At 69.6% G+C, this 13,694-nt stretch carries 5 protein-coding genes, 1 tRNA gene and 1 rRNA gene; 1 reads left to right on the top strand and 6 read right to left on the bottom strand.

Annotated features, from left to right (window positions below; translation table 11 throughout):
* Positions 1 to 156: 156 nt before the first annotated feature.
* The 3 genes from ABZ937_RS35680 to ABZ937_RS35670 all read right to left on the bottom strand — a co-directional run bounded on the left by ABZ937_RS35680 (position 157) and on the right by ABZ937_RS35670 (position 9,461).
* Positions 157 to 2,901, bottom strand: coding sequence for a DNA translocase FtsK (locus ABZ937_RS35680; protein WP_361698216.1), 2,745 nt, complete (start codon positions 2,899 to 2,901; stop codon positions 157 to 159).
* 124 nt (positions 2,902 to 3,025) lie between these two features.
* Complete coding sequence (locus tag ABZ937_RS35675) at positions 3,026 to 3,706, bottom strand: response regulator (protein WP_361698214.1); 681 nt, start codon at positions 3,704 to 3,706, stop codon at positions 3,026 to 3,028.
* A 292-nt stretch (positions 3,707 to 3,998) separates the two neighbouring features.
* Positions 3,999 to 9,461 (bottom strand): HAMP domain-containing protein, encoded by a 5,463-nt coding sequence (locus tag ABZ937_RS35670; protein ID WP_361698212.1) that lies wholly within the window; start codon positions 9,459 to 9,461, stop codon positions 3,999 to 4,001.
* Between the two features lie 411 nt (positions 9,462 to 9,872).
* On the opposite strand from ABZ937_RS35670, the gene ABZ937_RS35665 reads away from it, so the two are divergent.
* A complete protein-coding gene (locus tag ABZ937_RS35665; RefSeq protein WP_361698210.1) occupies positions 9,873 to 12,632 on the top strand; it encodes a SpoIIE family protein phosphatase in 2,760 nt (919 codons plus the stop codon).
* 43 nt (positions 12,633 to 12,675) lie between these two features.
* On the opposite strand, the gene ABZ937_RS35660 is transcribed toward ABZ937_RS35665, so the two are convergent.
* The 3 genes from ABZ937_RS35660 to rrf all read right to left on the bottom strand — a co-directional run.
* A tRNA-Thr gene (locus ABZ937_RS35660) sits at positions 12,676 to 12,751 on the bottom strand.
* Positions 12,752 to 12,835: 84 nt separating this feature from the next.
* Positions 12,836 to 13,498, bottom strand: a complete 663-nt coding sequence (locus tag ABZ937_RS35655; protein WP_361698332.1) for a DegT/DnrJ/EryC1/StrS family aminotransferase — start codon at positions 13,496 to 13,498, stop codon at positions 12,836 to 12,838.
* Positions 13,499 to 13,612: 114 nt separating this feature from the next.
* Positions 13,613 to 13,694, bottom strand: a 5S ribosomal RNA gene (rrf, locus tag ABZ937_RS35650); the annotation flags it as partial.

Below are 13,694 nucleotides of genomic sequence, written 5' to 3'. Positions count from 1 at the left end.
GGGACAGGCGGACACACCCGAATGGGGGACCCGTCTGCCCTCTCGCTCAACTTGACGTACGACACAGGGAAACGGTTGCCCGCGATCTCTAACGGCTGGATCACGGCGTGTCCCGCCACCCGGCGTAACCGGCTTCCACCGAACGGCCCTTCGCGCTTACCCCTCGGACTCCCCGCGAATCAGCGCCAGCACACCGTCCAGCTCGTCAGGCTTCACAAGAACGTCACGTGCCTTGGAACCCTCGCTCGGTCCCACGATGTTGCGGGACTCCATGAGGTCCATGAGCCGTCCGGCCTTGGCGAAGCCGACGCGCAGCTTGCGCTGCAGCATGGACGTCGACCCGAACTGGGTGGAGACGACCAGCTCGGCCGCCTGGCACAGCAGGTCGAGGTCGTCACCGATGTCCTCGTCGATCTCCTTCTTCTGTTTGGTGCCCACGGTGACGTCGTCCCGGAAGACCGGCGCCATCTGGTCCTTGCAGTGCTGGACGACGACCGCGACCTCCTCCTCGGTCACGAACGCGCCCTGCATACGGGTCGGCTTGTTCGCGCCCATCGGCAGGAACAGGCCGTCGCCCTTGCCGATCAGCTTCTCGGCGCCGGGCTGGTCGAGGATGACCCGGGAGTCGGCCAGCGAGGAGGTGGCGAAGGCCAGCCGGGAGGGCACATTGGCCTTGATCAGGCCGGTGACCACGTCGACCGACGGGCGCTGGGTGGCGAGCACCAGATGGATGCCGGCCGCGCGCGCGAGCTGCGTGATGCGCACGATCGCGTCCTCGACGTCCCGCGGGGCGACCATCATCAGGTCGGCCAGCTCGTCCACGATCACCAGCAGGTACGGGTACGGCTGCAGCTCCCGCTCACTGCCCTCGGGCGGCTTGACCTTGCCCTCGCGCACCGCGCGGTTGAAGTCGTCGATGTGCCGGTACCCATAGGCGGCCAGGTCGTCATACCTGAGGTCCATCTCGCGGACCACCCACTGGAGCGCCTCGGCGGCCCGCTTGGGGTTGGTGATGATTGGCGTGATCAGGTGCGGGATGCCCTCGTAGGCGGTCAGCTCGACGCGCTTGGGGTCGACCAGGATCATCCGGACGTCCTCCGGGGTCGCCCGCATCATGACCGAGGTGATCAGACAGTTGATGCAGGACGACTTGCCGGAGCCGGTGGCGCCGGCGACCAGCATGTGCGGCATCTTCGCCAGCGAGTGCATGACGTACCCGCCCTCGACGTCCTTGCCGAAGGCGACCAGCATCGGGTCGTCGTCCTCCGCGGACTCCGCGAGGCGCAGCACGTCGCCGAGGTTGACCATCTCCCGGTCCGTGTTCGGGATCTCGATGCCCACCGCGGACTTGCCGGGGATGGGGCTGATGATCCGCACGTCCGGGCTGGCCACCGCGTACGCGATGTTCTTGGTCAGCGCGGTGATCCGCTCGACCTTCACGGCGGGGCCCAGCTCGACCTCGTAGCGGGTGACCGTCGGGCCTCGGGTGAAGCCCGTGACGGCCGCGTCGACCTTGAACTCGGTGAAGACCTGGGTGAGCGAGGCGACGACCGCGTCGTTGGCGGCGCTGCGCGCCTTGCCGGGGCCGCCCCGCTGGAGCAGGTCGAGGGAGGGCAGCGCGTAGGTGATGTCGCCGGACAGCTGGAGCTGCTCCGCGCGCGCGGGCAGGTCGCGGGGTTCGTCGGGGGCCTTCTTGGTCAGGTCGGGTACGGCGTCGGCCTTGAGCTTCTCCTGCTTCGGCCGCGCGGCCGGGACCGGCGCCGGTGCCGGTGCGGGCTCGGGAGCGGGAGCGGGCACCGGGGTGGTGTCCTCGCGCTCGCCCACGCTCACCCCCTGGGTGAGGTCGGCGACGAGCGGGGACGGCGGCATGCCGTGCATCACGGCGCCGTCGAGCGCGGCCGCGGCAGCCGCCGCGACGTCCACGGCGTCCAGCTGCCGCTGCAGGTCCGGCTGGGGCACCGCGGAGCGCCTGGGCCGCCCGCGGCGCTGCGAGAGGGCCTCCTCCTCGGCCCCGTCGGGGTCGTACGCCTGCGGGGCGCCGGAGCGCCTGCGCGGGCGCGCGGGCGTCGCCTCGCGCCACGGCTCGTCGTAGTGCCCGTCGTCCCCGTCGAACCGCTCCGCCTCGTGGTCGTGCAGCACACCCAGGCGGACGCCGAGCGTCCGCAGCCGCTGCGGGATGGCGTTGACCGGGGTGGCGGTCACCACGAGCAGCCCGAAGATCGTCAGCAGTACCAGCAGGGGTACGGCGAGCACCTCGGTCATGGAGTACGTCAGCGGGGTGGCCGCCGCCCAGCCGATGAGACCGCCGGCGTCCCTTATGCCCTGCATGCCGGCGCTGCGCGCGGGCGAGCCGCAGGCGATGTGGACCTGGCCGAGCACGCCGATGACGAGCGCGGACAGGCCGATCACGATCCGCCCGTTGGCCTCCGGCTTCTCCGGGTGCCGGATGAACCGTACGGCGATCACCGCGAGCAGTATCGGCACCAGCAGGTCGAGCCGGCCGAAGGCGCCGGTGACCAGGATCTCCACCAGGTCGCCGACGGGCCCGCGCAGGTCCGCCCAGGTGCCTGCGGCGACGATCAGCGCGATGCCGAACAGCAGCAGCGCGATGCCGTCCTTGCGGTGGGCCGGGTCGAGGTTCTTCGCGCCCTGCCCTATGCCGCGGAAGACGGCTCCGACGGCGTGCGCGAGGCCGAGCCAGAGGGCGCGCACGAGCCGGTACACGCCCCCGGTGGGGTTGGGTGCCGGCTTCGGCGGCGCGGGCTTCTTGGCCGCGGCCTTCTTGGCGGGCGCCTTCTTGGCCGGGGCCTTCTTCGCTGCGGCCTTCTTCGCCGGAGCCTTCGCGGGAGCGGCCGCCTTCTTCGCGGGCTGCTTCTTGGCTGCGGAGGGACGTGAGGCCATGGGTGTGAGGTTACCGGGGGAGACGACAGCGGACACGTGTGACCACAGCTTCACCCGTTCGTGTCGTACCTGCCGAGGACCGGAACTGACGCACACTCATCCGCAACTGCGGTCCGGGTGTACGTCAGTTCTGCGAGGGCACCGAGGCACCGCTGCCGCCCGTGCCCGGCTCCAGGGCGTCGAGGGCACGGCGCAACCCGGTGAGTTTGCGCTCCAGATGGGCCGCCGTGGCCACCGCCGCCGCGTCCGCGGAGTCGTCGTCCAGCTGCTTGGACAGCGCCTCGGCCTGCTCCTCGACGGCCGCGAGCCGCGCGGACAGCTCGGCGAGCAGTCCGGCCGGCTCCTTGCCGCCGACGGCTCCCTTGCCGCCGCCCTCCAACTGGAGCCGCAGCAGCGCCGCCTGCTCACGCAGCTGGCAGTTCTTCATGTACAGCTCGACGAAGACCGAGACCTTCGCGCGCAGCACCCACGGGTCGAACGGCTTGGAGATGTAGTCCACCGCGCCCGCCGCGTAGCCCCGGAAGGTGTGGTGCGGGCCGTGGTTGATCGCCGTGAGGAAGATGATCGGGATGTCCCGGGTCCGCTCGCGCCGCTTGATGTGCGCGGCGGTCTCGAACCCGTCCATGCCCGGCATCTGGACGTCCAGCAGAATGACCGCGAAATCGTCCGTGAGCAGTGCTTTGAGCGCTTCCTCCCCGCTCGATGCCCGCACCAGCGTCTGATCGAGCGCAGAGAGGATGGCCTCCAGCGCCAGCAGATTCTCCGGCCGGTCATCGACCAGGAGGATCTTGGCCTTCTGCACCATGGCCCGCCCTCCTCGCCCCGGCGGTACACCGGGCGCCGCCCCAGGGGACGACTCCCTTTCGCCGCCCGTCCTTGTGCCGGTCATCGTAGCCGCACCCCGCCTGTCGCCACACCCTGTCACCGCGATGTCACTGTGCACGTAACGGAAACGCGGCAGGACCCCGGAAGGTTCCCGGAATCCGGGATTCCCACATGGTGCCGGACTTCGTCATGGAACAACTCCCGGAACCCGCCGAAGGTTCCCCCGGCGTTCACGTACGGCCCGGTCGGACCGTTCGCCGCGCCCGCCGCGATCACTCCACACCCATCCACTGGCGCATCACGGCCAGCAGGTGATCAGGGTCGACCGGTTTGGTGACATAGTCGGAGGCGCCCGACTCGATCGCCTTCTCCCGGTCGCCCTTCATCGCCTTCGCCGTCAGCGCGATGATCGGCAGCCCCGCGAACTGCGGCATCCTGCGGATCGCCGTAGTCGTCGCATAGCCGTCCATCTCGGGCATCATGATGTCCATCAGGACGACCGCCACGTCGTCGTGCTGCTCCAGCACCTCGATGCCCTCGCGGCCGTTCTCGGCGTACAGCACCGACAGGCCGTGCTGCTCCAGGACGCTGGTGAGCGCGAACACGTTGCGGATGTCGTCGTCGACGATCAGCACCTTCTCGCCGCCGAACCGCACCGCGCGGCCCTGCTGCGGCGCGCGCTCCTGCTCGGAGACGGGGGTCCACTGCTCGGCCCGCTGTGTGTCCTCGGGCAGACTCCGCCGCCGGCGCCGGAAGAGCGCGGCCGGTCCGTTCTGCGTCTCCTGGTACGACTTCACCTCGGCCGGGGTCTCGATCTCCACCGCGGACAGCTCCGAGGACAGGTGCGCCTCGGCGGCGGCGACCAGATCACCGGCCTCCAGGGCGGGCACGGACTGCGTGTAGCCCTGCGGCGGCAGTTCGCTCGGGTACAGCGGCAGGTACAGCGTGAACGTCGAGCCGCGGCCCGGCTCGCTCTGCGCGTGGATCTCGCCGCCGAGCAGCTGCGCGATCTCCCGCGAGATCGACAGGCCCAGGCCGGTGCCGCCGTACTTGCGGCTGGTGGTGCCGTCCGCCTGCTTGAACGCCTCGAAGATGACCCGCATCTTGCTGGCCGCGATGCCGATGCCGGTGTCGGTCACCGAGAACGCGATCAGCTCGCCGTCCGGGTCGGTCAGCGAACCGGCCTCCAGCAGCTGCTCCCGGATGGACTGCGGCACCCCTGAGCCGGCCGGCCGGATCACCAGTTCCACCGAACCGGAGTCCGTGAACTTCACCGCGTTGGACAACAGGTTGCGCAGCACCTGCAGCAGCCGCTGCTCGTCGGTGTGCAGGGTCGCCGGCAGCTCCGGGGAGACCCGTACCGACAGATCCAGGCCCTTCTCCGCGGTCAGCGGCCGGAAGGTGGCCTCCACGTAGTCCACGAGCTGGACGAGCGCGATACGCGTCGGGGAGACGTCCATCTTGCCCGCCTCGACCTTCGACAGGTCGAGGATGTCGTTGATCAGCTGGAGCAGGTCGGAGCCGGCACCGTGGATGGTCTCGGCGAACTCCACCTGCTTCGGCGAGAGGTTCCCCTCGGCGTTGTCGGCGAGCAGCTTGGCCAGGATCAGCAGGGAGTTGAGCGGCGTGCGCAGCTCGTGCGACATGTTGGCGAGGAACTCGCTCTTGTAGCGCATCGACACCGCGAGCTGCTCGGCGCGCTCCTCCAGGACCTGCCGGGCCTCCTCGATCTCGGTGTTCTTCACCTCGATGTCCCGGTTCTGCCGGGCCAGCAGCTCGGCCTTCTCCTCCAGTTCGGCGTTGGAGGCCTGCAGCGCCTTCTGCCGGTTCTCCAGCTCGGCCGACCGCTCCCGCAGCTGTTCGGTCAGCTCCTGCGACTGCTTGAGCAGCTGCTCGGTCTTGGTGTTGACCGAGATGGTGTTGACGCTGGTCGCGATCATCTCGGCGATCTGGTTCAGGAAGTCCCTCTGGATCTGCGTGAACGGCGTGAAGGACGCCAGCTCGATCACGCCGAGCACCTTGCCCTCGAACAGCACCGGCAGCACGATCACCTGCGCGGGCGGGGCCTCGCCGAGCCCGGAGGAGATCTTCAGGTAGCCGCTGGGCGCGTTGTCCACCAGGATCGTGCGCTTCTCCTCGGCGGCCGTGCCGATCAGCGCCTCACCGGGCCGGAACGACGTCGGCATGGAGCCCATCGAGTAGCCGTACGAGCCCAGCATGCGCAGCTCGTAGCCGTCCTCGCCGTTGCCGACGCCCTTGCCGTCCATGAGCGGCATCGCCAGGAAGAACGCGCCGTGCTGCGCGGACACCACCGGCGTCAGCTCGCTCATGATCAGCGAGGCCACGTCCTCCAGGTCCCGGCGGCCCTGCATGAGGGCGGAGATACGGGCGAGGTTGCCCTTGAGCCAGTCCTGCTCCTTGTTGGCGATCGTGGTGTCACGCAGGTTGGCGATCATCTTGTTGATGTAGTCCTGCAGTTCCTGGATCTCGCCGGACGCGTCCACGTCGATCTTCAGGTTCAGGTCGCCACGGGTCACCGCGGTCGCCACGCGCGCGATGGCACGCACCTGCCGGGTCAGGTTCCCGGCCATCTCGTTCACGGACTCCGTCAGGTCGCGCCAGGTGCCGTCGACGTCACGCACGCGTGCCTGACCGCCCAGCTGCCCTTCCGTACCCACCTCGCGGGCCACACGCGTGACCTCCTCGGCGAAGCTGGACAGCTGATCAACCATCGTGTTGATCGTCGTCTTCAGCTCAAGAATCTCACCGCGAGCGTCAATGTCGATCTTCTTCGTCAGGTCACCCTTGGCGATGGCCGTGGTGACCATGGCGATGTTGCGCACCTGACCGGTCAGGTTGGACGCCATGCCGTTCACCGACTCGGTGAGGTCCTTCCAGGTGCCGGCCACACCCGGTACGTGCGCCTGACCACCGAGGATGCCGTCCGTGCCCACCTCACGGGCCACCTTGGTGACCTGGTCGGCGAACGAACTCAGCGTCTTCACCATGGTGTTGATGGTGTCGGCGAGCTGCGCGACCTCACCGCGCGCCTCGATCGTCACCTGCCGCGTCAGGTCACCGTTGGCCACGGCCGCCGACACCTGCGAGATGTTCCGCACCTGCATGGTCAGGTTGTTGGCCATCAGGTTGACGTTGTTGCTCAGGTCCTTCCAGATGCCGGTCACGCCCGGCACGTGCGCCTGGCCGCCCAGGATGCCCTCGGTGCCCACCTCGCGGGCCACCCGGGTCACCTGCTCGGCGAAGCTTGAGAGCTGGTCAACCATGGTGTTGACCGTCGTGACCAGCTCAAGGATCTCGCCCTTCGCGTCAACCGTGATCTTCTTCGACAGGTCGCCCTTGGCGACCGCCGTCGTGACCTCGGCGATGTTGCGCACCTGGATCGTCAGGTTGTTCGCCATGAAGTTCACGGACTGCGTGAGGTCCTTCCAGGTGCCGGAGACACCCTGCACCTCGGCCTGACCGCCGAGGATGCCCTCCGTGCCCACCTCACGGGCCACTCGCGTGACCTCCTGGGCGAACGACGACAGCTGATCCACCATCGTGTTCAGGGTGTTCTTCAGCTCCAGGATCTCCCCGCGCGCGTCCACGGTGATCTTCTGGGAGAGGTCACCGCGCGCCACGGCGGTGGCGACCTGCGCGATGTTGCGCACCTGGGCCGTGAGGTTGCCGGCCATGCCGTTCACGGAGTCGGTCAGATCCCGCCACACACCGGCGACACCGGGCACCTGCGCCTGACCGCCGAGGCGGCCCTCCGTACCCACGTCACGCGCGACCCGGGTCACCTGGTCGGCGAAGGCGGACAGCTGATCAACCATCGTGTTGATCGTGTTCTTCAGCTCAAGAATCTCGCCGCGCGCGTCAACGTCGATCTTCTGCGACAGGTCACCGCGCGCCACGGCCGTCGTCACCTGGGCGATCTGCCGCACCTGGGAGGTCAGGTTGCCGGCCATGAAGTTGACGGAGTCCGTCAACTCCTTCCACGTGCCGGAGACGCCGTCCACCCGGGCCTGACCGCCGAGGCGGCCCTCCGTACCCACGTCCCGGGCCATCCGCGTGACCTGGTCGGCGAAGCTCGACAGCTGGTCCACCATCGTGTTCACGGTGTTCTTCAGCTGGAGCATCTCACCGGACACGTCCACGGTGACCTTCTGCGACAGGTCACCGTTCGCCACCGCCGTCGTCACCTGGGCGATATTGCGCACCTGCCCGGTGAGGTTGCGGAACGCAGTGTTGACGGAGTCCGTCAAGTCCTTCCATGTACCGGCCGCCCCGGACACCTGCGCCTGTCCGCCCAGCTCGCCCTCGACACCGATCTCCCGCGCGACCCGTGTCACCTCGGCTCCGAACGCCGAGAGCTGGTCCACCATGCCGTTGACGGTGTTCTTCAGCTCCAGCATCTCGCCGGCCACATCCACCGTGACCTTCTGCGACAGGTCACCGCTGGCCACCGCCGTCGTCACCGCGGCGATGTCCCGCACCTGCGTGGTCAGGTTCCGGAAGACCGTGTTGACGGAGTCCGTGAGGTCCTTCCACGTACCCGCCGCGCCCGGCACGTTCGCCTGCCCGCCGAGCCGCCCCTCCGCACCGACCTCGTTCGCCACCCGCGTGACCTCGTCCGCGAAGATCCGCAGCGTCTCGGTCATCTGGTTGATCGTCTCGGCGAGCTGCGCCACCTCGCCGCGCGCCGGAACCGTCACCTTCTGCGAGAGATCACCGTTGGCGACAGCGGTCGTGACCTGCGAGATCCCCCGCACCTGCGCGGTCAGGTTGCCCGCCATGGTGTTGACGGAGTCGGTCAGTTCCTTCCACACACCGGCAACGCCGGGCACCTGCGCCTGGCCGCCCAGGATGCCCTCGGTGCCCACCTCCCGGGCCACCCGCGTGACCTCGGAGGAGAAGGACGACAGCTGATCCACCATCGTGTTGACGGTGTTCTTCAGCTCCAGCATCTCACCGGCGACATGCACGGTCACCTTGCGTGACAGGTCACCCTTGGCGACCGCCGTGGTCACCAGCGCGATGTCCCGCACCTGCGCGGTCAGCCGGTAGGCCATCGTGTTGACGGACTCGGTCAGGTCCTTCCACGAACCCGACATTCCGCGCACCCGGGCCTGGCCGCCGAGCTTGCCCTCGGTGCCGACCTCGCTGGCCACGCGCGTGACCTCGTCCGTGAACGTCGACAGCTGGTCGACCAGGTTGTTGACGGTACGGCCGACCTTCAGGAACTCACCCCGCAGCGGATGCCCCGTACCGCCGTCCGGCGCCTGCGTCCGCAGCTCCATCCGCGGCGACAGATCACCCTCGGCGACCGCCGTGAGCACCCGGCTGACCTCGGAAACAGGCCAGACGAGGTCGTCCACCAGCGCATTGGAGTTGTCGATGGCCGTAGCCCAGGAGCCCTCACAGGCCCCCGTCTCCAGCCGTTCCGTGAGTTTTCCCTCACGCCCCACCATGCGCCGCACGCGCGACAGCTCACCGGTCAGATGCAGATTCCGGTCGGCCACCTCGTTGAAGACGGCCGCGATCTCGGACATCACGCCGTCGCCGGACACCGTGAGCCGCTTGCGGAAGTTCCCGTCGCGCATCGACACGAGCGCCGCCAGCAGTCGGTTCAGGGCAGCGGTGTCCACCTCGGTGGTCCCACCGTTCCTGCCCAGGGACGGTCCGCCTTTCGCGCGCGTCTTCGTGCCTCGCGTCGCCGCGCCAGACTCCACTGTGTCCCTCCCGGAGGGGTAGACCGTCACTGCTGTGCTCGGCCGCTTCGGCCCCGGCCTGCCGCTCATCGGCATACCGGTTGCTTCCACGTGCCGGTTACTGCTGCGTATTTCTGCCAGACGAGATCCGGCCACACCAGGGGCTGCTGCCCGCCGTACACGGAACACACGCAGCGCGACCCGACCTTCGTCAGAAGCTTGCCCAGTGTTTCACCCCGGCCGAACCAGGCCATAACAGTTCGGCAGCTTCGCACATCGTCCGCACACCCTGGGGGCGTAAACACCTACGACCGGCATCCGCTCGGACGGCGAAGGTAAGTAACCTTGCATGCGGCTGTCCAGCCGCACCGGTCCAGACCGGCCTGGGCGGTGGCACGAGTACGAGCGGGCATCGGAGGGGCGGCCGGACACATGACCACCGGACTGATCCCCGGGGGGCAGCCCCCGGAGCCACAGCCGACGGGTGAGCTGATGCCGCAGCAGCGGCGCGAGCCCGCCGGCCAGCCAGCCCTGCATGCCGACGACCGGCCGAGGAGTTCTGTGATCACCGCGCGCGCGGCTGCCCGTTTCGAGCCCGTCGGACGATCGGTCGCGACCGCCCGGTCCTTCGTCCGCGACACCCTCCAGGGCTGGGGGTTCGCCGACATCGTCGACGACGCGGTCGTCCTCACCAGTGAACTGGTGACCAACGCGGTCGTCCACGCGGGCACCCACGCGGACGTGCTGTGCCTGCGCACCGAGGACGGCGTGCGCATCGAGGTCTCCGACCGCTACCCGGAGCGCGAGGTCCCCCTCCAGAGCTCCGCCGCCACCATGGGCAGCCCCGACCGCGAGGGCGGCCGCGGCCTCCAGCTCTGCGCGGCCCTGGCCACCCGCTGGGGCGTGGACTACACCCCCACCCACAAGAACGTCTGGTTCCAGCTCAACCTGCCCGAACGCCCGGTCGGCACGCGCACGGCCGGCCCGGCTCTGCCCGCCGACCTCCTCCCGCTGGCCGACGGCCGGGTCCGCGTCGCCGTCCTCCAGGTCGACCGGAAGGGCACCATCAGCGCCTGGAACGAGGACGCCGAGGAACTGTTCGGCTACCCGGCGACCGAGGTCATCGGCAAACCCCTCACCGAGCTGGCGGCCTGGCCGCACACCCCCGGCACCGGCACCGGCATCGCCGAGGCCCTCCAGCTCTCCCGCTGGGAGGGCACCTACGGCATCCGGGGCGCCGACGGCCGCGTGGCCCACGTGTACGCCTCCCACCTCAGGGTCCGCGACACCGGCGGCGAGCCCTCCACCGTCTGCCTCCTGGTCCGCGACCACGAGCGCGCCGTCCTCCAGACGCCGTCCCGCGTCCCGGCCGGCGACCAGCCCCCCTCCTCCGACGGGCAGGCCACCGACCCCTTCGAGGTCTTCATCGGCTCCCCCGCCCCGGACGACCTCGACGGGCTGCTCCAGCGCACCGTCGAACGCGCCCGTGACATGCTCGACGGGGACTCCGCGTTCCTGCTGCTCGCCACCGACGACGAGACGGAACTGGAGGTCCGCGCCTCTACCGGCCTGCCCTCCGCCCGCCAGCGCTTCGCACGCGTCCCCGTCGAGGCGGGCCCCGGCCGGTACGGCTCCGCGCGCATGCCCGCCGTCCACGACGACCTCGCCGCCGTCCCCGGGGCCGTACCGCTGCTCTCCGGCACCGGCATGCGCTCGGTCGTGACCGTCCCGCTGAAGGTCGAGGGCCGCCTCACCGGCTCCCTCGGCGTCGCGGCCGAGGCGGCCGGCCGGTACACCAACGAGGAGGCGCTGCGCCTGCAGTTCGCCGCCGACCGCATCGCCCTCGCCGTCGAGTCGGCGCGCCTCGGCGAGCTGGAGCGGCTGCGCCGTGGCTCGCTGAGCTTCCTGGTCGAGGCCTCCGACCTGCTGGCCGGCACCCTGGACCGGGACCAGACGCTGGCCCTGATGGCCCAGATGACGGTCCCGACCCTGGCCACCTGGTGCGCGGTGTACACCATCGCCGACCAGGCCTCCGACCCGTACCTGTCGTACGTCCTGCACGAGGACGAGGAACTCATCGACGGCATCAAGTCGTTGCTGTCGAAGATCCCGCCGCCGGATCCGGTACCGACGCCCGGCGCCCGGGTCTGGACGACCCCGGGCGAGGTCGCCCACCAGGCGGCCCTGCGCACCTCCATGCGCAGCCTTGGCCTGACCGGCGGCCCCACGCACCAGGTCGCGTCCGGCATCGGCCCGACGCTCGCGACGGCCTCCGCGGTCGGCGGCGAGACGGTCGTCCTGCCGCTCGTCGCCCGTAACCGCGTCATCGGCATGCTGACCCTCGGCAAACCCACCGACGAGCACTTCCGCCAGGAGATCCTGGAACTCGCCGAGGACCTGAGCCGCCGGGCCGCCCTCGCCCTGGACAACGCCCGCCTGTACTCGGAGCGCACGGCCATCAGCCAGTCCCTCCAGCGCAGCCTGCTCCCACCGGGCCTGCCGCAGATCGACGGCGTCGAGGTAGAGGTCATCTACCGCGCGGCCGGCGAGGGCAACGAGGTCGGCGGCGACTTCTACGACGTCTTCCCCATCGGCAACGGCGCCTACGGCTTCGCCATCGGCGACGTCTGCGGTACGGGCCCCAACGCGGCGGCGGTCACCGGCCTGGCCCGGCATGCCCTGCGCCTGCTGGCCAGGGAGGGCCTGTCCGGTCCCGCGGTCCTGGAGCGCCTGAATTCCGCCATCCTCGACGAGGGGGACCGCAGCCGCTTCCTGACCCTCCTCTACGGCGAGCTGCGCACGCAGGAGGACGGCAGCGCCGAGCTGAAGGTGGTCTGCGCCGGCCATCCGCTCCCGCTGCGTCTGCGCCAGGACGGCACGGTGGTGACCGCGGCCGAGCCGCAGCCGCTGCTGGGCGTCATCGAGGACCTTGAGCTGTACGAGGAGACGGTCACCCTTGACCCGGGCGATGTGCTGCTCTGCGTCACGGACGGCGTCACCGAACGCCGGGAGGGCACGCGCATGCTGGGCGACGACGGCCTCGCCGACGTCCTCACGACGTGCACGGGTCTGACGGCGGGTGCGGTCGCCGCACGCATCATGCGCGCGGTGGAACGCTTCGCGTCCGACGCCCCGTCGGACGACATGGCGATTCTGGCGATGCGCGTCCCGGGAATCCACCAGGAGGCCTGAGGAAACACGAAAAGGCCCCACCCGAAAGGGTGGGGCCTTTTGCTGGAGCCCCCAAACGGAATCGAACCGTTGACCTTCTCCTTACCATGGAGACGCTCTGCCGACTGAGCTATAGGGGCCTGTCGTCTTCGAGGTTTCCCTCCCGGCGACAAAGAAACTGTACCCCGAGCGGGCCCCAGTTCCCAAATTCGTTCGGTGTCCGCTCAGAAGGCGGGCTGCAGCAGGCCACCAAGGGCGTTGGTGGCGGACACTATCCGCTGCATCTCCCGTTTGGTGAGCGCGGCGTCCACGGGCAGCGCGAGCGTCTCGTCGGCGGCCAGTTCGGTCGCCGGCAACGACACGCACCGGCGGAACTCCGGCAACCGGTGCACGGGCGTCTTCACCGGCACCCGGCACTCAACTCCCTTGGCCCGCAGGGCACGTGCGAAGGCGTCCCGGTCCGGCCGGCCGTTCCCCGGCACCCGTACGACGTACTGCTGGTAGGTGTGCCCGTCACCGCCGTCCGGCGTGCGTACGCCCTTCAGCTTGGCATCGAGATAGGCGGCCCGCTCCCTGCGCTGGGCTATCTCGTCGTACGGCGCCTCGGACTCGCCCTGCTCCAGCACCAGCAGCCCGTGCCGCTGGCCGAGCGCGTGCAGTCGCCCGATGGCGGCGCGGCGTCCGAAGCGGTGTACGACAACGACCGCGGCCGTGCGGGAGGTTACGGCCGCCTCCACCGCGTCCGGTTCGAGGCAGTAGGTCACCGGGTCTATGTCGGCGAACACGGGGAGGGCACCGGCCAGGGTCACGGCCTCGGCGACCTCGACGTTCCCGAAGGCCGGCACGACGACCTCGTCACCGACTCCTACGCCGGCGGCCCTGAGCATTGCTGCAGTTCCCATGTCTGGATGCTGTGCTCGCAACGTGAACGACACGTTACGCACAACGGAAAAAGGTCGGACCCCGAACCGAAGTTCAGGATCCGACCTTTCTCAATATTTGTTCGGCGGCGTCCTACTCTCCCACAGGGTCCCCCCTGCAGTACCATCGGCGCTGTGAGGCTTAGCTTCCGGGTTCGGTATG

It is taken from the genome of Streptomyces sp. NPDC046727, from assembly GCF_040645635.1.
Taxonomy (GTDB): Bacteria; Actinomycetota; Actinomycetes; order Streptomycetales; family Streptomycetaceae; genus Streptomyces.
This window is presented reverse-complemented; position numbering and strand designations above follow the sequence as displayed.